This window comes from Candidatus Tisiphia endosymbiont of Dascillus cervinus (assembly GCF_964026405.1).
Taxonomy (GTDB): Bacteria; Pseudomonadota; Alphaproteobacteria; order Rickettsiales; family Rickettsiaceae; genus Tisiphia.
Window position 1 is genome coordinate 140,718 of record NZ_OZ032146.1, and the last position, 21,235, is coordinate 161,952.

Annotated in this window: 15 protein-coding genes; 11 read left to right on the top strand and 4 right to left on the bottom strand. The window is 33.0% G+C overall.

Annotated elements, in window-relative coordinates; all coding sequences use genetic code 11:
* Positions 1-187 precede the first annotated feature (187 nt).
* The 7 genes from rpsB to AAGD19_RS00700 all read left to right on the top strand — a co-directional run bounded on the left by rpsB (position 188) and on the right by AAGD19_RS00700 (position 9,069).
* On the top strand, positions 188-1,075 hold the full coding sequence (rpsB, locus tag AAGD19_RS00670) for a 30S ribosomal protein S2 (protein ID WP_341747894.1): 888 nt from the start codon (positions 188-190) through the stop codon (positions 1,073-1,075).
* A gap of 136 nt (positions 1,076-1,211) precedes the next feature.
* Positions 1,212-1,439, top strand: coding sequence for a palindromic element RPE1 domain-containing protein (locus AAGD19_RS00675; RefSeq protein ID WP_341747895.1), 228 nt, complete (start codon positions 1,212-1,214; stop codon positions 1,437-1,439).
* A gap of 70 nt (positions 1,440-1,509) precedes the next feature.
* The gene (tsf, locus tag AAGD19_RS00680; RefSeq protein WP_341747896.1) at positions 1,510-2,427 is read left to right on the top strand and encodes a translation elongation factor Ts; all 918 of its coding nucleotides are present in this window, start codon (positions 1,510-1,512) and stop codon (positions 2,425-2,427) included.
* 27 nt (positions 2,428-2,454) lie between these two features.
* Positions 2,455-3,825 (top strand): UDP-N-acetylmuramoyl-tripeptide--D-alanyl-D-alanine ligase, encoded by a 1,371-nt coding sequence (locus tag AAGD19_RS00685; RefSeq protein WP_341748404.1) that lies wholly within the window; start codon positions 2,455-2,457, stop codon positions 3,823-3,825.
* A complete protein-coding gene (mraY, locus tag AAGD19_RS00690) occupies positions 3,822-4,907 on the top strand; it encodes a phospho-N-acetylmuramoyl-pentapeptide-transferase (protein ID WP_341747897.1) in 1,086 nt (361 codons plus the stop codon). Before AAGD19_RS00685 ends, mraY begins: the two co-directional genes overlap by 4 nt.
* 321 nt (positions 4,908-5,228) lie before the next feature.
* On the top strand, positions 5,229-6,131 hold the full coding sequence (locus AAGD19_RS00695) for a HEPN domain-containing protein (protein ID WP_341747898.1): 903 nt from the start codon (positions 5,229-5,231) through the stop codon (positions 6,129-6,131).
* Between the two features lie 115 nt (positions 6,132-6,246).
* The gene (locus tag AAGD19_RS00700) at positions 6,247-9,069 is read left to right on the top strand and encodes a 2-oxoglutarate dehydrogenase E1 component (RefSeq protein WP_341747899.1); all 2,823 of its coding nucleotides are present in this window, start codon (positions 6,247-6,249) and stop codon (positions 9,067-9,069) included.
* 29 nt (positions 9,070-9,098) lie between these two features.
* On the opposite strand, the gene ubiA is transcribed toward AAGD19_RS00700, so the two are convergent.
* Entirely contained in the window at positions 9,099-9,956 is an 858-nt protein-coding gene (gene ubiA, locus AAGD19_RS00705) for a 4-hydroxybenzoate octaprenyltransferase (RefSeq protein WP_341748405.1), read from the bottom strand.
* A gap of 324 nt (positions 9,957-10,280) precedes the next feature.
* Here ubiA and AAGD19_RS00710 point away from each other — a divergent pair, with 324 nt between their 5' ends.
* From AAGD19_RS00710 to AAGD19_RS00725, 4 genes are all read left to right on the top strand, one after another.
* Positions 10,281-12,779, top strand: a complete 2,499-nt coding sequence (locus AAGD19_RS00710) for a valine--tRNA ligase (RefSeq protein WP_341747900.1) — start codon at positions 10,281-10,283, stop codon at positions 12,777-12,779.
* A gap of 83 nt (positions 12,780-12,862) precedes the next feature.
* Entirely contained in the window at positions 12,863-13,414 is a 552-nt protein-coding gene (locus tag AAGD19_RS00715; protein ID WP_341747901.1) for a hypothetical protein, read from the top strand.
* 176 nt (positions 13,415-13,590) lie between these two features.
* Positions 13,591-15,147: a patatin-like phospholipase family protein gene (locus AAGD19_RS00720; RefSeq protein WP_341747902.1), complete on the top strand. Its 1,557-nt coding sequence runs from the start codon at positions 13,591-13,593 to the stop codon at positions 15,145-15,147.
* 104 nt (positions 15,148-15,251) lie between these two features.
* Positions 15,252-15,503 (top strand): BolA/IbaG family iron-sulfur metabolism protein, encoded by a 252-nt coding sequence (locus AAGD19_RS00725; RefSeq protein WP_341747903.1) that lies wholly within the window; start codon positions 15,252-15,254, stop codon positions 15,501-15,503.
* A 31-nt stretch (positions 15,504-15,534) separates the two neighbouring features.
* Here AAGD19_RS00725 and AAGD19_RS00730 read toward each other — a convergent pair whose 3' ends face one another.
* From AAGD19_RS00730 to parE, 3 genes are all read right to left on the bottom strand, one after another.
* Positions 15,535-17,025, bottom strand: a complete 1,491-nt coding sequence (locus AAGD19_RS00730; RefSeq protein WP_341748406.1) for a HAMP domain-containing sensor histidine kinase — start codon at positions 17,023-17,025, stop codon at positions 15,535-15,537.
* A 665-nt stretch (positions 17,026-17,690) separates the two neighbouring features.
* Entirely contained in the window at positions 17,691-19,070 is a 1,380-nt protein-coding gene (locus AAGD19_RS00735) for a S41 family peptidase (RefSeq protein WP_341747904.1), read from the bottom strand.
* A gap of 42 nt (positions 19,071-19,112) precedes the next feature.
* On the bottom strand, positions 19,113-21,095 hold the full coding sequence (gene parE / locus AAGD19_RS00740; RefSeq protein ID WP_341747905.1) for a DNA topoisomerase IV subunit B: 1,983 nt from the start codon (positions 21,093-21,095) through the stop codon (positions 19,113-19,115).
* Positions 21,096-21,235 lie beyond the last annotated feature (140 nt).

Below are 21,235 nucleotides of genomic sequence, written 5' to 3' on the forward strand. Positions count from 1 at the left end.
AATATTACGTTCAACATAACCCTTGCAAATATGTTGATCAAATATATAATAAGCTTTGCTTATTAATATTAAAGCAAAATTCACACGTAAGAGCCTAGTTGTTAGTCCAATTTCTTTGGTATCAACTCTTGCGGAGGAGTACCTATAATATGTAGGTACATAACTAACATTTTAAGGAGATTTAATAATGTCTAAACTACAAGCTGTTAATGTCAGAGATTTACTTGATGCTGGGGTGCATTTTGGTCATAAAACCTCACGTTGGAATCCAAAAATGGCATCTTACATTTATGGTGTAAGAGATGATATTCACGTAATTGACTTACAACAAACTGCTGCTCTAATGCAGGTAGCTTTGGGTGTAATTTATGAGACTGTCAAGAAAAACGGTAAAATATTATTTGTCAGTACTAAAGTTCAAGCCAGTGATATAGTAGCTGAGTATGCAGAGAAATGTGGGCAATATTACGTTAACCACAGATGGCTTGGTGGTATGTTAACTAATTGGGGGACAATTTCTGGCTCAATAAAAAAGCTGGATAATCTTGAGAAAGTTTTGGGGGATGAAGAGGAATATTCCGGTTATACTAAGAAAGAAATACTGGAAATGACCCGTAAAAAGGATAAATTACTTAAATCCTTAGGGGGTATTAGACATATTGGGACAAGACCCAATTTGCTTGTGGTAATTGATACTAATAAGGAGCATTTAGCAATCCAAGAAGCAGTAAAGTTAGGTATTCCAATAATTGCTATTGTTGACACTAATTCCAATCCAGATAATATAGACCACCCTGTTCCCGGTAATGATGATGCAATAAGATCTATAAGACTCTATTGCACCTTGTTTGCTGATGCCGTACTTGCCGGTATAGAAGAGGCTTTAGCTGCATCTGGTGTTGATTTAGGAAGCATAGCTACTCATGAAGAAAAAGGTACAAATATAAAAGGTGTTACTAAGTTAAAATCAACCAAGAAATTTTCTAAGACTCTAGATCTAAATAATCAAGAAGCACTAGAGTCAGAGTTTGAGACAGCTTTAGAGCTTGCAGAAGTTGCTGCAACAACAAAATAACTAGTACTTATGGGGGTATTAACTTAATTAAGTAGCCTCGATGTTATTCCTGTTAGGGTTGATGCTATCCCTGATTCCCCTTCGATGTCATTCCTACTTCAGTGCGGAATCTAAAGAAACAGACAGGAATGGTGCTTTGGACATTTTATATCCCAGTCTAGGCTGGGATGACATTAGACCTCTTTCGAAACTCGCTTGTGCTGAGGGATTTGAAGGAGACGCTTCACCTCGAACCGCAGCGTACTCTAATTCCGTTACGGATTCGAGTACCGCATCGACGTACAAATCACCAGCAGAAGTAGAGTTTCGAAGGAGGTCTATTGAAGGTGTAGGGATGCTAGGTCGCAGGAACACCAATTCTTGAAGTTATACTTGAGTATACTACTCCTCAATCCAATAAAAATAACTATAAACCTTAAATAAAGGAGAGTAAAATGATAAATGCTGAACTTGTAAAACAATTAAGAGAGAAAACTGCTGCAGGAATGATGGACTGCAAGAAGGCTTTGCTTGAAGCAAAGGGAGATTTTGAAGCAGCTATTGATTGGTTAAGAAAAAAAGGATTATCAGCTGCAGCAAAAAAAGCAGATAGAATTGCTGCTGAAGGACTAACAGCAATAAGCATTAAAGATAATGTTGGGGCTATTATAGAAGTAAATTCGGAAACAGATTTTGTTGCAAGAAACGATAAGTTTCAGCAATTGGTTAGGAATATTGCTGAACTAGCTTTGACACAAGATAATTTACCATCACTAAAATTAGCAAAAACATCAACAGGTAGATCAGTTGAAGAAGAAATATTAGACAATATTGCTACAATTGGTGAAAATTTAAATCTACGTCGTATGGATGTTTTACGGGTATCAGAAGGTGTGATTGCATCTTATGTACATAATACCGTTGCTGATGGTCTAGGTAAGATTTCTGTCATTGTTGGTTTACAATCAACTACCAAAGATAAAGCTAAGCTTCTAGAATTAGGACAGAAAATTGCTACCCATATAGCGGCAAGTAATTCTTATAGCCTTGATGCATCAAGTTTGGATCAAACATTAATTGAACGCGAAAGAAATATATTTTTTGAACAATCAAAAGCTTCCGGTAAACCGGACAATATCATTGAAAAAATGGTTGAAGGTAGAATACGTAAGTTCCTAGCAGAAGTTGTTCTGCTTGAACAAAACTTTTTATTTGATGATAAATTAACAGTTTCTGAAGTTATGGATAACGCTGCAAAGGAATTAGGAACTTCGATTAAAATTACACAATTTATAAGATATGAACTAGGTGCAGGCATAAAGCAAGAAGATAAGAATTTTGCAGACGAAGTTGCAGCTGTCATGCAAAGCTAGGAAAAACTGATTATATTTGAGAAAATGATGATTTGGTCAGCAAAAGACTTAAGTAGTGCATTGAATATTGAACTACATCCTGATATTCATGGCAGACAAATTCAGTTCAATTCTAATTCCGTTACAGATGGTGATTTGTTCATTGCTCTTAAAGGGGCTAGTGATGGACATAATTATGCATTACATGCTCTAGAACGTGGGGCAAATGCGGTAATTATTAGCCAAGAAATAGAGGGGTTGCCTGAGACCAAAGCAATTAAGGTATCTGATACCTTAGGTGCTTTGCATCAGATGGCAGAGTATAAACGGAAGAAATCTCAAGCAAAGTTTATTGGTGTTACCGGTAGTATTGGTAAAACGGGTACTAAGGAAGCAATCAAAACTATATTAAGTTATTTTGGACCTACTTTTGCTAGCAGAGGAAATTTTAATAACCACCTTGGCGTGCCTATAAATCTTGCTTCGATGCCTGATGGTATAGAATATGCTGTTTTTGAAATGGGTATGAATCATTTAGGAGAAATAAGAGAACTGACAAAAATGGTACGACCTAATATATCAGTAATCACTACAATAGCGGAAGCTCATCTTGAATTTTTTGAATCTATGCTTAGTTTGGTTGATGCCAAATGTGAAATTTTTGAAGGAATGCCAAAAAATGGCATAGCTGTTGTAAATTCAGATCATCAATATTATGACCGAATTTTACAGAATTTTAAACAATTATCGATTAATAATATATATAGTTTTGGTAAGTCTGAAGGCACAGATTCTAGATTAATATCATATGAGCATATTGGACAAGAAGTACGTCTACATTATTCTATCTGTAACACTAAAATAGATATACAAATTCCTTTTGTACCGGAACATTATGCTAGAAATTATACTGCCGCTCTTCAGGTGGCAGCAATACTGAACTTAGATATTAATGCTGCAGCAACACAATTAAACAAAATATCATTAACTGAAGGACGTGGTAAACTAGTCAACGCTAAATATAATGGTCAGAACTATCAAATCATCTGTGATTATTATAATGCTAATCCAGCATCAGTAAAAGCTGCTTTATTATATCTAAAACAGCTTAGTGGACAGAAAAAAGTTGCTATACTAGGTGATATGCTAGAATTGGGAGAAAATTCCATAAAATTCCATAAAGACTTAATACCAGCAATTATTGACTCCGGTACTAAGAGGGTTTTTTTAGTAGGTAATCTTACCAAACATATATACGACTCTTTGCCAAATGACATAGAAAAAATGCATTTTGATAATGTTGATTTGTTGATAGAAAACTTAAATAAATTACTTAAAGGCAATGAATTGCTCTTACTAAAAGGATCGAACAGTATCCAACTTAGTAAAATTATACAATCTTTTGAATTGCTACAATGATATACAACCTTCTTGCTCCCCATATACATAAATTACATATAGCAAATTTATTTCACTATATTACTTTTCGTATTGGACTTGCCATATTATTTAGTCTGACCATTTCTTTTCTAATAGGACCTAGGTTAATTAGATTTTTACAAAATTTACAAAAATATGGTCAACCAATTCGTGACGACGGACCAGAAACGCATAAAACAAAAGTAGGAACACCAACTATGGGGGGGATAATGATTCTCTTCACCGTTTGTCTTTCCACTCTATTATTCTCTGACCTTACTAATAAATATATATGGATAGTATTATTTGTCTTTGTTAGTTTTGGTGTACTTGGTTTTATGGATGATTATGCTAAAGTAACAAAAAACCACCATAAAGGCGTTAGCGGAAAGAAGAAATTATTATTTCAGTTCACTATTTGTCTAATTGCCTGTTTACTATTAAGAGATTCCAATAGTCAAGGAAACAATCTGCTAACTATTCCATTTTTTAAAAATTTATTGATTGATTTAGGTTTGTTTTATATACCATTTAGCATGTTTGTGATAGTTGGTGCATCAAATGCGGTGAATCTAACAGATGGTCTTGATGGTCTTGCTATAGTACCTATTGCTATTACTGCAGCTTCTTTTACCTTAATTATTTACTTGGTCGGTAATAGTTTTTATGCAAATTATCTACAAATTATATATATACCAAATATTTCTGAATTAACTATCTTCTGTGCTTCAATTGTTGGTGCTAGCTTAGGATTTTTATGGTTTAATGCTCAGCCAGCAGAAATTTTTATGGGGGATACTGGAAGCCTAAGTCTTGGTGGCGTTCTTGGTGTTATTAGCGTTATAACTAAACATGAAATTGTACTAGCAATTATTGGCGGATTATTTGTTATTGAAACTTTATCAGTAATTATCCAAGTATATTATTTTAAAGCTACTAATGGTAAAAGAATTTTCAAAATGGCCCCGCTGCACCATCATTTTGAGAAACATGGCTGGCCGGAATCAAAAGTTGTGATACGTTTTTGGATTATAGCCATAATATTTGCTCTAATTGGTTTATCCTCGCTAAAACTGCGGTAAAAAAGCTATAGTCAATTCAGGAAGATTGGGTAGCAGGAGCGATCGAAGACGGCACTACCTACTTCTCATCAATTGATTATATATATTATACCATTTCCGAAAACTAATCATCACGTCGTCGTACTTCATGATCTCCGCTCCGGTGCTTGACACTCGTACTCCGAGTAGCAATTTAGTTTTGGGAAATGGTATTATTATTGCTGATTATGACATGCACAATTATTGATTGTAATTTTAAATTATTTTACAGTCTACGATTAAATTATTGTTGATTATTTAATTATTTGCTATATAGTTGATCTAAGACAAAAAAATAGCTTTATGAAAACTACCTTACCTAGCCGATCACTAGTTATTAAAGAAAAACTAGACAATATTGTTAAAGAAATTCTAGACGTAGGCAAATCAAAAATAGCGATGATTATTTTATTTGGTTCTTATGCTAGAGGCGATTGGGTACAAGACATATATCAGCAAGAGCATATTACCTACAGCTATCAAAGTGATTTTGATCTTTTGTTGATTTTAAAGAAAGGCAAATATGCAGGTCATCAAGCTAGAGAATTACAATATACGATAGAAAAAAGGCTCGATAAAAAATTTCCAATTACTATAGATACCATGATAAAAAGGCAGTCAGTTACCCTGATATTTGAGCCTATTAAGCGGGTAAATAGCCAATTGGAAAAAGGTCAGTATTTCTTTTGTGATATCAAGAAAGAAGGAGTTCTTTTATATGATAGTGGTGAATTTATATTATCTGAAGCCAAAAAATTACCATGGTCGGAACGAAGACCACTAGCTAAGGAAGAATATGAATATTGGTTTGGAAGAGGTAAAGGATTTCTTATTGGCGTAAATGCTTATCTTGAAAATAATGAAAATGCTTTATCAGCCTTTTCACTTCATCAAGCTACCGAGAGCTTTTATAATGCTGTTCTGCTAGTTTCTACTGGTTATAAACCAAAGTTACATGATATACTGGAACTTAACAAGCAGGCTAGAATTTATCATTATGACCTCTACAAGATATTTCCACTTGAGACCCTTGAACAAGAAGAGTGCTTTAAGTTACTCCTAAATGCTTATGTTGGTGCAAGATATGATAAACACTATAAAATTAGTAAAGAACAATTACTTTATCTTATCAACCGGGTAGAAGAATTAAAGACAGTTACTGAAAGAATCTGTTTAGAAAGAATTAATAATACAGAAGTAACGTAATTGTATATACTCACATGATTTGGAAAATTGGAAATGATACTTACAAGACCAAGAACGATAACATTCCCCACGGGGAATGCTATCTAGGTTTTTTACTAATCAGGAATAGGAGTTTATGGATAAGAATTTAAAACAAACTAGTTTTTTATTTGGTAGTAATGCTGTTTTTATAGAAGAACTATATCAGCTATATTTATCAGATCATAAAGCAGTTGATGAAAGCTGGCAAAATTATTTCCAAAATATTGAGAATAATAATAGTTACCAAGTTAATAAAACTATTGCTCATGTTATTACTTCACCTCAAGAAAAACCTCTGCCGTATGTTACGGAATTTTCTGCTGCAACTAACAAGCTCAGAGCAAAAGCAATGATTGCCAGCTACCGTAATTATGGACATTATTTAGTCAAGCTAGATCCCTTGAATCTTGAAGTTCTTAAGACTAAAAATGAGTTGAGACTTAATATAGAAGATTTTGGTTTTACCACAGATCAGTTGAATAATATTATAGAAATTGATGATGAATTTTTTGGAATAAAAGCATGTTCACTTAAGGAATTAGTTAATTTACTTGATCAAACTTATACTAAAGATATTGCCGTAGAACTTGCTCATGTGACCAATGAAGATGAGAAAATTTGGTTTTTTGAGCAGATAGAAAATAACCAGAGTCTATTAGAATTAGAACAAAACAAGAAGAATATATTGCAAGACTTAGTAGAAATTGAAGGATTTGAACAATATCTACATACCAAATTTCCTGGAGCAAAACGCTTCTCAGTGGAAGGTGGAGAGGCAAGTGTAGTGGCTATAGATAAAGCTATAGATATGTCTATTATCCATGGAATAGAAGATGTAGTAATAGGTATGGCTCACCGAGGAAGACTTAGCACACTAGCTAAGGTAATGACTAAACCTTATAAAGCTATTTTATCTGGATTTATAACAGGTAGTATATTGCCAACCGATTTAGGTGTTTCAGGTGATGTGAAGTATCATATTGGCTATTCATCAGATCAGATAAGAGAGGGGGTTAAGGTACATCTTTCTATGGCAGATAATCCATCGCATTTAGAAGCGGTGAATCCGGTAGTAGCTGGTAAAGTACGAGCAAAACAGGATAGCATTCAAGATACTAATCGTAAGAAAGTAATGGGTATTTTGGTTCATGGTGATAGTGCTTTTTGTGGTCAGGGTGTAGTAGCTGAGAGTTTATTTATGTCGGATCTAAAGCCTTATAATGTTGGCGGGATTATTCACTTTGTCATTAATAATCAGCTTGGATTTACAGCGAATAGTTATGACACTAGACCAGGTAGATATTCTACTGAATTTGCTAAGATAATTAATAGTCCAATACTACATGTAAATGGTGATGATATTGAATCAGTGATCAAGGCTACCAATATTGCAGTGAATTATCGGTATAAATTTGCTAGAGACATAGTAGTTGAGATCATTTGTTATCGTAAATATGGTCATAATGAAGGTGATGAACCTATGTATACTCAAGCTGTTATGTATAATGTAATAAAAAATAAGCAATCCCCGGCAACTATTTTTGCAAATAAACTAGTAGCAGGTGGAATAATTGACCAAAATTATTTTCTTACATTAAAAGAACAATTTAAACTGAAATTAGATCAAGAATATGAACAAGCCAAAAATTATCAACCGCAAGCTCAGTTTTTAGAAGGTTTATGGTCTAGTTATACTAGATCAAATGCTCAAATGCTCTCTACTGGTGTTAACAAAAATACCTTAAAAGAACTTGGTATAAAGCTTTGTCAGATACCAAAAGATTTTCCTTTAAATCCCAAACTTGCAAAATTATTTGAATTAAGAGAAAATACCTTAAAGCAAGATAGACCTATTGATTGGGCAACTGCAGAACAGTTAGCCTTTGCTAGTTTATTAAATTCAGGCACTAGAATACGTTTTACTGGTCAAGATTGTGGGCGTGGCACTTTCTCTCACCGTCATTCAGTGTTACATAGTCAGGTGGATGATAGAACTTATACACCATTAAATAATTTATCGCAAAACCAAGAAAATTTTGGGCAAGCAAATTTTGAAATTGCTGACAGTAATTTATCTGAATATGCAGTTTTAGGTTTTGAGTATGGTTATTCATTAGTTAATCCAAAAGATTTAGTAATTTGGGAAGCTCAATTTGGTGATTTTGCTAACGGAGCTCAAATAATTTTCGACCAATTCATTTCCAGTAGTGAAAGCAAATGGCTCAGGATGAGCGGTATAGTAGTACTACTACCACATGGACTTGAAGGACAAGGTCCAGAGCATAGCTCTGCAAGACTCGAGAGGTTCTTGCAGCTTGCTGCTGAAAATAATATGCAAGTTACATATCCTACGACGCCATCTTCATTTTTTCATTTATTACGTCGTCAAATATACAGTAATATTCGTAAACCACTAATAGTAATGTCACCAAAATCTTTATTAAGACATAAAATGGTTGTATCACCTCTCTCCCAGCTTGATAAGAATACGAGCTTTATACCTGTACTAGACGAAATTAATGATGCTATAAATGCCAAGGAAGTGAAACGAATTATATTATGTAGTGGTAAAGTCTACTATGATTTATTAGAAAAAAGAGAAGAAAAGAATATTTTAGATATTGTGATTATTAGACTCGAACAGTTATATCCGTTTAAAACGGATTTTATCGTTAAAATATTAGGTAAATATAATAAAGCTAAAGAGTTTATTTGGTGTCAAGAAGAACCCAAAAATATGGGGGCATGGAATTTTGTTAAAGATCACTTAAATGAGAGCCTAAAAAATGCATCAATTAATAATCAATTTGTATATGTTGGTAGGAATGAGTCTGCTTCACCAGCAGTTGGCTCACCGATCATACATAATGAGCAACAGAAAAAATTGCTTGAAGAAGCCTTGATAATTAAGGGGTAGAGTTAAGTTGGGAACATCAGCACAATTATTTAATTATTCAAATCTAATGCACCTAAAGCCAAGATTAAACCAACGTAATTATTATTTTTAAACCTAGTAAGACAATTTTGTGGGTCTGAGATTTCTAGTGTTACTACCTGCCAAGTTAGCATTATATAAGCACAGAGAATAACTATATAGTTAGGTCGATGGGTTGCTATAATGTTAGCAAGTATGAATAATAATATGAAGATGGTATAGTAAACATATAAATGTAATTTATAATTTCTCTTTTCTAAAAAAAGTGGCATTGACTTGATCTTAATCTTCTTATCGTCCTTTATATCCATAAAACCATAAATAATGTCATAACCGATAGTCCAAAAACAGCAGGCAATATACATAATAACAGCTTCTAGTGATATTTTATCAATTACCGCACTATTACCAATTAAAACTCCATTAAATGTTAACCCTAGAAATATTTGTGGAAAGAAAGTAATTCTCTTCATTAGCGGATATAAAACGATCAAGATAAAGGAAAAGAACCCTAAGCAAATTGCTGTTTTATTTAATGACAATAACATGGTCAGGGAAATAATTGATAATATAGTTAATAAAATCATCGCGTCACTTACATTCAATGATCCATTCGCCAAAGGTCTGTTTTTTGTTCGTAAAACATGCTTATCAAAATCTTTATCAAAAATATCGTTAAGAATGCAACCAGCTCCCCTAGTAATGATACTTCCGATAAAAAATAATGATAATAATTTTACTAAATTATAAATTGCAATATTGGTAAGAAGTACCCCAAAGCATGTTGAGAAAAATAGTAACAGATAGCCAGTAGGACTTTGCAGTCTCATTAATTTAAGGCTCAGAAAAAATTTATTTGGCATCACTATTAATTATAATATATCTTGGTTAAAAAAATGAGCAATACCACAAAAATAATGATAATAGCTATTAGTGGAACATAAAAATCTGCTATATTCACAAATATGACCGAATTTGGCATAACTCGTTATAGCTAACCCGATTAGTATTATACCAAACTCACAAACGTCTATTAGCGAGAAGCCACTTTAGTGGCAACGAAGCAATCAATGATGAGATATGGGTTGCTTCGTCGACCTTTGGTCTCCTCGTAATGACGGCGTAATACTAAGTTAGCTATATATCGAATTCAGGTTAGTTAGCAACACTCCCTATATAATTAGGATATTATTATGATAGCATTTCCAAAAGATTATAGCTTTAGTGAAAGCGAAAGAAAATGGCAAAAATTTTGGCAAGAACAAAAAATTTATCTTTGGGATAAAAATGAAACAAGAGAAAATAGTTTTATAGTAGATACTCCGCCACCAACAGTCTCAGGACATTTGCATATAGGACATGTTTACAGTTATACTCAGGCGGATTTTATTATCCGTTTTAAACGGATGTTAGGTAAAAATATTTTTTATCCAATCGGTTTTGATGATAATGGTTTGCCTACCGAACGTTTAGTTGAAAAACAAAAACAGCTAAAAGCAGCTAGTATGGCAAGAGAGCAATTTATTGAAATATGTAAAGAAGTCGTTATTTCTGAAGAAGAAAAGTTTCGTTCATTATTTAATCAAATGGCTTTATCGGTTGATTGGACCTTAGAGTATCAAACAATTAATCCGTTATCACGAAAAATATCACAAATGTCATTTTTAGACTTAGTCGATAAAGGAGAAATTTACCGCAATAATCAACCAATATTGTGGGATACAGTTGATCAAACAGCTTTGGCTCAGGCTGATATCGAAGATCAAGAAAAAACCTCAATGATGAATGACATAATTTTCCAAACTAATAAGGGTGAGAAGATTATTATTGCTACCACTAGACCAGAATTGTTAGCAGCGTGCGTTGCGGTATTTTATAACCCAAATGATGATAGATACAAACATTTGCAAGGGCAATTTGCCATAACACCGCTATTTGATATTAAAGTACCTATTTTAGCAGATGATTTAGTGCAAATAGATAAAGGAACTGGGCTTGTTATGTGCTGTACTTTTGGTGACGTAACCGACATAACTTGGTGGAGAACACATAATTTACCTATGAAGATTATTATAGATAAAAAAGGTGCGATAGATTTCCCAGCCGAATTATCAAATTCATCTTCTTATAATCAGATAAATGGCTTAAAAATAAAAGATGCCAGAAGTAAAATTATTGAAATCTTAAAAGAGAAAAATTTATTAATTAAACAAGTAGAAATTACTCAAACAGTAAAATGTGCTGAACGTTCAGGGGCACCACTAGAAATACTTACAACACCTCAATGGTTTGTTCGTACGATAAAACATAAAGACATTTTAATGCAACGAGCAAATGAGATTAATTGGTATCCCCAAAATATGAAAATTAGGCTTGAGAACTGGATAAATAGCCTATCATGGGATTGGTGTATAAGTCGTCAACGCTATTTTGGTGTACCATTCCCTGTTTGGTATTCTAAAAGAATTGGTGAAGTAGGCAAAGCTATCTTTCCAGATATAACCCAACTACCAGTAGACCCCACCCAAGATTTACCAATTGGCTATTCACGAGAAGAGGTAGAGCCAGATTATGACGTTATGGATACTTGGGCTACTAGTGCCATCTCGCCGCAATTAAGTAGTCACGGTATATCTAAAAAGTTTAATATAGATGCTGAGCGTCACCATAAATTATTTCCAGCTGATTTACGCCCGCAAGCTCATGAAATTATTAGGACATGGGCTTTTTACACAATACTTAAAGCGCAATTGCATGAAAATACCCTACCTTGGAAAAACATCATGATTAGTGGATGGTGTCTTGCATTCGATCGTAGCAAAATGTCAAAATCTAAAGGGAATATTATTGTACCACAAAAATTGCTTGAGCAATACGGTGCTGATGTAACGCGTTATTGGACTTCTAAATCTAAGCTTGGGGCAGACACTGTTTACTCTGAAGACGTAATGAAAAATGGCAAGAGGCTTGTTAATAAATTATGGAACGCTGCTAAATTTGCTGCTATTCACTTCAATAAATTAGACTCACTAGATAAAAATGCTGAAATATCTGATATAGAAAGCAAGATTTGTCATAAGTTTGACCAGTGGTTAATAGTTAAACTAGTTGAGTTAGTAAGAAAAATTGAATCAGATATGCAAAATTATGAGTATGCCAATGCTGTGGATTTGATAGAAAAGTTTTTTTGGTCAGTATTTTGTGATAATTACCTCGAGATAACTAAAACCCGAGCTTATAATATGGATGGTTCAGATAATAAAGGGCAGTATAGTGCCATAATAACCTTATATCATTCTATAAAAATCTTGCTTAAATTATTAGCTCCTTTCCTTCCACATATAACAGAAGAAATTTGGCAAATTTTGTATAGTACAAAATCTATACATACAAGGGGCAACTGGCCTCAAATCAAAAATTTATCTTTTCCGGTAGATCAAATTCAGCCTGATAGACTTATTGAAATACTAGACTTGGTTAGGAAAGCTAAAGCAGAAAAGAATTTGTCAGTCAAAGCTGATATTGAGATACTAGAAATTATAGGAGAAAAACTTTCTGATGAGTTAATAATAGATCTCAAAAACGTTACGTCTGCTCGCACCATAGAATTTGTTGAGCAATTTTCATCAACAAATCAAGTATTAAAGAATGGTGATGTTGTAATTAATGTAATATATACTCAAATGCTTTGAAAAATTAATAAATCAATGTCTAAGTTTTTAGAGTTTAACATAAATAAAATTAGTATAGTTAGCTTTTAGTGAGATTAAACAAAATGACTACCGTTATCTACCTAATAGGTAAACCAGGGACTGGCAAGTATACTATAGCGAAGGAAATAGCAAAAGCTGGCTACAGCATATGTGACAACCAGCATATCAATAATCCTATTTTCTCACTTCTAAATTATGATGGGTTGACTCCTATTCCAGAATTTGCTTGGGATACAATTAAACATATACGAGATGGTATTTTTAATTTTCTAAGCCAAGAAACTTATAATAACTATGTTCTTACTAATTGTCTCTATGAGATTGATGGTGATCATAAGCTTTTTAATCAAGTACAACAGCTAGCATCAAACCATAAATCAACATTTATTCCTGTAAAATTATTGATTTCAGAAGAAGAAAATATTATGAGAATTCAACAACTAGATAGGCTGCTTCGTTACAAATCAATCGATATACAAGATGTTTATCCAAAATATCCTTTGATTCAAATTTCTCATCCTAATTTATTTGAGCTTGATGTTACACTCCTTCCTGCTAGTGAGGCTGCAAAGAAAATTTTGCAGCATGTTAGGTTATATACTCAAATGCTTTGAAAAATTGATAAATCAATTTACAAATTTGGTGTGTAATATTTTAGGGTTTCCTATGATACTATATAATTTATTTTTTTACTTTTATTTATTATGATGCAAAATTTTATTTGTTACAATATAAATTTTATGATAACCTAAATATTAGGAAACTTTAAAAGGTTACGGCGGCATAGTTTATGACTACAAATCAAACAGGACAAAATAAAGTTCTTTGCCTTTCAGGTGGTGGGGTAAAAGGAATAGCTGAGTTAGTTGTACTAGCGAAAATAGAAGAAATAACCCAGCAACCTATATCTAAATTATTTAATATTATTTCTGGCACTAGTGTTGGTGGGTTAATTGCAGCCTTATTGACAATTCCTAAAGAAGAAGGATCAACAGAACCTCGTTATTCAGCTAAAGAAGCTTTGGAATTATTTGAAAATACTGCTCCTGAAATCTTCCCCCAAAGCTGGTTTAACTGGGGAATAATAAAACACAAATATAGTCAAGAACCTTTGAAGAAAATGCTAGAAAAGCATTTAGGGGATAATAGATTAGATGATAGTCTATGCCGTCTTATTATACCAGTTGCTGATTTGAATGAAGGAAAGAATAGTATGAAGATCTTTGACAGTCATGATAAACATAGTCCACATGTTAGAATAAAGGATGTGCTTCTTGCAACTACAGCAGCCCCAACCTATTTTAAAGCTGTTATTAATGAAGAAGCTGTAAGAGATTATGATTATGCTGCGGGTAAGCCTTATGCTTTTGCCGATGGTGGTCTTGGTGCTAATCGTCCAGCTGCTACAGTGCTACAGGTGCTTAAAGAAGGGCTTAGTTATTATGAACAAGCAGACATTATGGAACGCACTATGATTTGTTCTATCAATTTTGGAAAAGGTGAGCAAACAAAAGCCCAAATACCATCACCTAATTTTGATGGAGCATTAGGGTGGTTAATTAACGGCTTAATTGATACACTTATGAAAAATGACAAAGAAGCTGATGTAAATGAGGTTAGGTTAGATCTAACAAGTGAAGGACAAAATACAGAGATATGGCTTCCTATTCCAAAAGAATGTAGCAAATTAGACGGTTCTAGCCAAAATAATATAGCAAAGTTAAAAATAGTTGCTGAGCAATATTTGGAAAATAATTCCAAGTTAGTACAAGATCTGTGTGATAGGTTAAAAGTTGATTGGAAAGATAATATTGAGGAATCTAAAGTCTCAAATATAATGGTAAGTAATGGAGCTAATGATGAAGATTATGAAAGTGATAGAAAATCAGACTATTCTGATATAGTGGTGGCTACTGCAGAACCTGAAGTCTTAAATGCAATGGTAAGTAATGAATTAGAATCTAGTAGTACTATAGTGACTAATGGAGAAACAGATTCTACTGTAAGTAGTGAGAAATTTACAACAACACTTCAGTGGATTAAAGAGTTATATGCAAAGGATTCCAAATGTGCATTAGAATATTTAGAATATGTTAATAATGTATCTCCTGAAGAGTTAGATCTTACTACAATTGCATCACTACCTGAAGAAGTACAGAAAACCGTTCAATGGATTGTAGGGTTAGATACAGAGAGTCGTTCAGAGCTATTAGAAAATATTAAGTCATTAATAATTAGTACCTCTCATGATGATAAGTATAATATGTCTTATGTTCAAGAAGTGACTAAACTTGAGGGACAGGATACACTATACGAGCATGCTGACGACTTAGTTGACTGTTATTAGAAAGTAAAAAATGTATTACTTTGCCAGTCGACCGACTTTTAAATTTCTCTGATTGCAGACTTTAAGCTTTTGTTGTATGTTACATAAAAAAACTCTAAAGAACAATGGCAATATCTATTAAAGAACTTGAAGAAATTATACGTTATAGTTTTCCAAATTCCAAAATAAAAATTGTTGATTTAGCTGGAGATCAGGATCATTATTCCTTAGAAATACAAGATGATGCTTTTTTTGGAATTAGTCTAATTAATCAGCACAAGATGGTAAAAAAAGCTTTAGCAGAAATACTGAATAATAATAAATTACATGCTATCACCATAAAAACTACCAGTTCTCCATTAAATATAGTCAAATAATCATACACCTGCATTCCCAACATTGGGGTAGTTATTGTTCTATACTACTATCATAAGCAAAAGTTAGTGTTACAGTTGTACCTATACCTATTTTACTTTGTAGATCAAATTTACCTCTCATTAGTTCAACCAACTTTCGAGTGAGTGGTAAACCAAGACCAGTCCCTTGATATTTTCTGCCAACGGCACTATCAATTTGACCGAATGTTGAGAGTACTTTTGGAATATCTTTCTCATCAATTCCTATACCAGTATCTATAACTTGCACATAAACTAGTCCTTGAGATTCATTTTTTTCAGCATGAATTGTTATAGAACCTAATGCGTTGGTGAATTTTATAGAATTAGATAAAAGGTTAAAAAATACTTGTTTAAGCCTTTTGGGATCTGCTTTTATAATAATATGATCTTTTGGTAGTTTTTCAATTAATGCTACATTCGCTTGGTCAGCTCTTGGTTTCATTATCCTTATAGTAGAAGTAATTAATTTATTTAGGTCTAACTCTACAAAATCAACTAATAGCTTGTCAGCAGATGCTTTTGACAAGTCTAATATATCGGTTATTATACCTAGTAAATGCTTGCCTGCGTTATGAATATCTTTTACATAAACATCATGTTCCTTATTGTAAGGTGTAGACATCATAATTTCTGAAAAACCTATAATAGCATTTAGAGGGGTACGCAGCTCATGACTAACATTGGCAAAAAATTTAGTATGAGCAGAACTTTCATTTCTAACCTTAGTTACTGCTTCCTCTAATGCTTTATTAGCCTCAAATTGCCGGTCTATAATTTTTTGTGCATAATTTGTGTTGCTCATAACTATAACTAAAAATATTACCAAAATGATAACAAAAGTTAATAATACTTTTCTTTCAAGCTCTATAATACTTGACCATAAACTAGTAATATTGGTATGTATCTCTAATACACCATCAACAGGATAGTTCAATGGATCACGGTTTATTATTGGGATATAACTTGTTATACAAGATGCTTTCTTTACCTCCCCTGATATATGTAACATGGCTCTAGGAATTAATAGATGAGTTGTTATCCCTTTAAAAGCTTTGTTAAAGGCTTGTTCTATACTCAATTCTTTTAAAAAATATCTATCAATTTTGGTAAGAATTTTTTGATACAGAGTATCTTCAGGAAAATTCATGTGACTTGTTACTTGAATTGGCGAACTAGTTATAATTTTATTACCTTGTAGATCATATAAAGAAATATAGGCATTAAGATTAACAAAAATATCAACTGAAGTAGTTGCAAACCTAATAAAATCTGTATCTTGTAATAAATTTATATAACCAAATTCATGTATCTTATCTACAGCAGTTCTATTCCTATCCCAAACATTTTTTGTATAAACATCAGCTATTTTAATATTTGTTTCTCCGACTTGCTTTAAAATCATTTCTTCAATAATGAAGTAACGATAGTAAATCATATTTACAATAATGTTTATAAATAAGCCAATGGATGACAGTCTAACAATATATTTATTTTGAATCATTAGGTTTGCACATATATTACTTAACCCGAGTTGCCAATTAATTATACTGGCAAAAGCTATATTTAACGCTGGTTTCATGTGAGGCTCGATACTAAAACATTTTTAATACAAACATATTTCTAAAAAATATAGTTTTTATTAAGTGTTTTAATGTTACAAATTAACTTCAAATGTTCATAAAACCTAGCTCTGCTCTTATAAATTAATTGGCAACTCGGGTTACTTACACATATAGACACATGACAATATTAAAGTCATAACTAATAGCTGATATTTCCTTTGTAACCTTATCATTCCTAATCACACGAATTCGCATAGGCGTCAACTTAAGAATCTAGCATGTCATTGCGAGGAGACCATAAGGTCGACGAAGCAATCTATATGACAAGTTTCATGGATTGCCACGCTCACGTACGTTTGCTCGCAATGACGGTTTAAGCCTTACAACAACCCTTCGCAATGACGATTTTTTAACTTTCAACAGTTATGCCCAATTACCCTACCCATTGTATACTGCTCGTAAATGAAGAGTTGGTAGACGATAGTATAACTTCAAGAAGAGCTAGCAGTAGTAAAGTCGAGCTGCTAGGCGTACATTAGTACGTGAGCAGCTTCGATCTTTAGACACGACGACGCCAATTCTTGAAGTTCACCGAGTATACCCTTTATTTTTTCAATTCATTGCTACTTTTATTAGTCAAGATTAATCCCATAATTAAATCATAAGCTCTAGCAAATTGATAATCTTTTTTATAAAGATCAGATAATTGTTCTAGAGTATTTTTTGGTTTGGTATTTTTTGTAGTATCATCTGTTTTCTTAATAAGTTCTTTATTTTTATCTGTAGTATCTACTTTTTTATCATCATTTTTATTATTATCGTTTTTTAGATAATTCTTTAGAGAAGATTCAGAAAATCTCTTATCTATTGATTTTGTTTCGGGATACTTAACTTCTGCCATCTCAACTACTATGTCAGGTTCAATACCCTCTGCTTGAATTGAACGACCACTAGGAGTGTAATATTTAGCTGTTGTAAGCTTTATAGCAGCTCTAGGACTAATTGTAGCAAAGCTTTGCACGGACCCTTTACCAAAAGATTTTGTTCCAAGTATTACTGCTTTTTTATGATCTTGCAATGCACCAGCTACGATTTCTGCAGCTGAAGCAGATCCAACATTAATAAGAGCAACAATCGGGACAGATGGTGCTTTTTCTGCAAATTTATTGCTAGTCAATACCGAGTTACTATTTTTGCTTCTGCCTTTGGTAGTAACGATTACCCCAGAATCAATAAAATATTCGCTAACCGCAACAGCCTGATCTAACAAACCACCACCATTATTACGTAGGTCTAAGATAATACCTTTTAGACCATTTTTACTTTCATTTTTTAAAGTTTTTATAGATTTTTTTAATTCTGCAATAGTATGTTCATTAAAACTCCCTATCCTTACGTAAGCGATATTATTTCTCTCTAAATGGCCTTTTACTGGTGTAATTGTAACTATTTCTCTAGTAAGTTCAAGTTCCTTTGGCTTGCTTTCACCTTCCGTGATTACCAATAATTTTACCTTTGCCCCTGGTTCTCCACGCATCTCTCTGACCGATTTATTAAATCCCAAATTTGATACCAACTCATTATTAACCCCCACAATATAGTCTCCAGCTTTTATACCTACCTTATAAGCTGGTAGATCATCAATAGGGGAAATGACTTTGATAGCACCATTGTCATACTGCACTTCAACACCAATACCTCCAAATTCTCCTTTAGTGTGGTCAAGAAAATATTCTAGATCCTCATCAGTAATGTAGTTAGAATGAGGATCTAGCGAAGTTAACATGCCTTCTATAGCTGCATCAGTCATTTTTTGTTTTTCAGGATCTTGGACATAGTCTCTATTAACACGTTCAAAGATATCTTGGAATTGTTTTAAATAAGCTGAATTTGGTAATTCTTTCTTCTTTACTTCTTCAGCAAATGTTATATTAGAAAAAATGATAGAACTTGATAATAATATTGTAATTAAACGTAAGAACATAGTACTCCTGTAATTTATAAGTAGTTGGTAGATGACGCAATTTTAAATATCTAGATTGTTTATAATAGTATCCATTTTAATTAAAGCCTGATCATAAATAAACTGGAAACGTTTTTCTGGTTTCTTGCCCATAAGATTGTCTACCATCTTAGCAATATTATCAAAATCATCTATAGTAACTTTTAAAAGTGACCTATTTTTTGGATTCATTGTTGTTTCTTTTAACTGAGCTGGCATCATTTCCCCCAGTCCCTTAAATCTACCAATGTCTATTTTAGCTTTACTATTTTTTAATAATCTAGCAGTTAAATCAGTCTTTTGTTGATCATTTATTGCATAGTAAGTTTTATTAGACTGTGTTAGTCGATAAAGTGGTGGTTTTGCAATATATAAATGACCCGATGATACTAGCTTTGGCATACGAAGGTAAAAAAACGTCATTAACAGTGAGGCGATGTGAGCTCCGTCAACATCAGCATCTGTCATAATTATTATTTTTTCATAACGTAAATTTTCTTCTCGGTAATTTTTAAGGCTACCGCATGCTAGTGCCACTTCTAGATCTTGAATTTCTTGATTATTAGTAATCTTTTCTAGAGTCGCATTGGCAACATTTAGGATTTTGCCCCGAAGAGGCAAAATAGCTTGTGTTTCTCGATCTCTTGCCTGCTTAGCTGATCCTCCAGCTGAATCTCCCTCAACCAAAAATAGCTCCGTCCCATTAGGAGACGTTCTTGTACAATCGGCTAATTTACCTGGTAGTCGCAATTTTTGTGTAGCAGTTTTACGTAAGGTATTTTTTTCATTACGCTTATTTATTCGGAATTCAGCAATATTGACTATATGCTCAACTAATTGGTTTGCGGCTACTTTATTACTGCTCAACCAATGATCGAAATGGTCCTTAATAATGTTTTCTACTATTTTATTAACCCCTAGTGAAACCAATTTTTCTTTTGTTTGTCCTTGAAATATTGGATCTTGGATAAATATAGAGAGAACAATAGAAGAAGTTTCAAGAATATCTTCAATAGTAAGTAGAGTTGTTTTTTTATTACCTATCATCTCGCCGTATATTTTTAAGCCGCGAAGTAATGCATTACGCAAACCTTGTTCATGAGTTCCACCAAGGGGGGTGGGAATAGTGTTACAATATGATTGTATGAAGGGTTGGTATTCATTTTTATGCCAAGCAATTGCCCATTCCACTTTTACGTGATCTTGGTCCCAGTCAATATTACCACAAAAAATCTCTCCACTAACTAAATCGTCATGATTTATTTTTGATATTAAATAATCCTTCAAACCATCTGGAAAATGGATCAGGGCTGTTGTCGGTACATCACTTTTAGTCTCAATCTCACATTGCCACTCTATCATTACTCCCCTGTACAAATAGGCTTTTGATTTAGTTAATTCGTATATTTTTTTAGGAGAAAAACACGATTTTTCACCAAAAATTTCTAGGTCAGGATGAAAGTGTATAGATGTTCCCTTTAATTTTTTTGCAACATCTTCGCTTTCTAAATCATTCAATTTATGCCCTTTAGAATAAGATTGCTTAAATAATTTACCCTGCTTGTACACTTTAACTTCTAAATAGTCAGATAAAGCATTAACAACAGAAATACCAACTCCGTGTAATCCGCCTGCTGTTTGGTATACATTATTCGCAAATTTACCTCCCGAGTGGAGCTGAGTTAGAATCACCTCCAAAGCAGATTTTTCAGGAAATTTGGGGTGATTATCGACAGGAATTCCTCTACCATTATCAGAAATAGTGATACTGTTATTCACATGCATTTTTATGGTTATAATGTTAGCAAAACCAGCAACAGCTTCATCCATAGCATTATCCAGTACTTCCGAAACAAGATGATGCATAGCATTTTCGTCTGTTCCGCCAATATACATACCAGGACGCTTGCGTACAGGTTCAAGCCCTTCTAATACTTCAATATCTTTTGCAGTATATGAATTATTAATTTTAGGCTTTTTATCATTAAAACTAAATAGATCAGACATATTATGGTATTAACTTACAAGTTTTTCCAAATCATTCGAGTATACTCAGGTAGAACTTCAAGAATTAAGGTCGTCGTGTCAAAGGCACAACTGTTGAAAGTTTACAAATACCTATACCACAGCGTCATTGCGAGCATAAG

Coding starts and splice junctions, on each gene's coding strand:
- rpsB (WP_341747894.1), top strand. CDS start 188: ATGTCTAAACTACAAGCTGTTAATGTCAGAGATTTACTTGATGCTGGG.
- tsf (WP_341747896.1), top strand. CDS start 1,510: ATGATAAATGCTGAACTTGTAAAACAATTAAGAGAGAAAACTGCTGCA.
- AAGD19_RS00685 (WP_341748404.1), top strand. CDS start 2,455: ATGATTTGGTCAGCAAAAGACTTAAGTAGTGCATTGAATATTGAACTA.
- mraY (WP_341747897.1), top strand. CDS start 3,822: ATGATATACAACCTTCTTGCTCCCCATATACATAAATTACATATAGCA.
- AAGD19_RS00695 (WP_341747898.1), top strand. CDS start 5,229: ATGAAAACTACCTTACCTAGCCGATCACTAGTTATTAAAGAAAAACTA.
- AAGD19_RS00700 (WP_341747899.1), top strand. CDS start 6,247: ATGGATAAGAATTTAAAACAAACTAGTTTTTTATTTGGTAGTAATGCT.
- AAGD19_RS00710 (WP_341747900.1), top strand. CDS start 10,281: ATGATAGCATTTCCAAAAGATTATAGCTTTAGTGAAAGCGAAAGAAAA.
- AAGD19_RS00715 (WP_341747901.1), top strand. CDS start 12,863: ATGACTACCGTTATCTACCTAATAGGTAAACCAGGGACTGGCAAGTAT.
- AAGD19_RS00720 (WP_341747902.1), top strand. CDS start 13,591: ATGACTACAAATCAAACAGGACAAAATAAAGTTCTTTGCCTTTCAGGT.
- AAGD19_RS00725 (WP_341747903.1), top strand. CDS start 15,252: ATGGCAATATCTATTAAAGAACTTGAAGAAATTATACGTTATAGTTTT.
- AAGD19_RS00730 (WP_341748406.1), bottom strand. CDS start 17,025: ATGATTCAAAATAAATATATTGTTAGACTGTCATCCATTGGCTTATTT.
- AAGD19_RS00735 (WP_341747904.1), bottom strand. CDS start 19,070: ATGTTCTTACGTTTAATTACAATATTATTATCAAGTTCTATCATTTTT.
- parE (WP_341747905.1), bottom strand. CDS start 21,095: ATGTCTGATCTATTTAGTTTTAATGATAAAAAGCCTAAAATTAATAAT.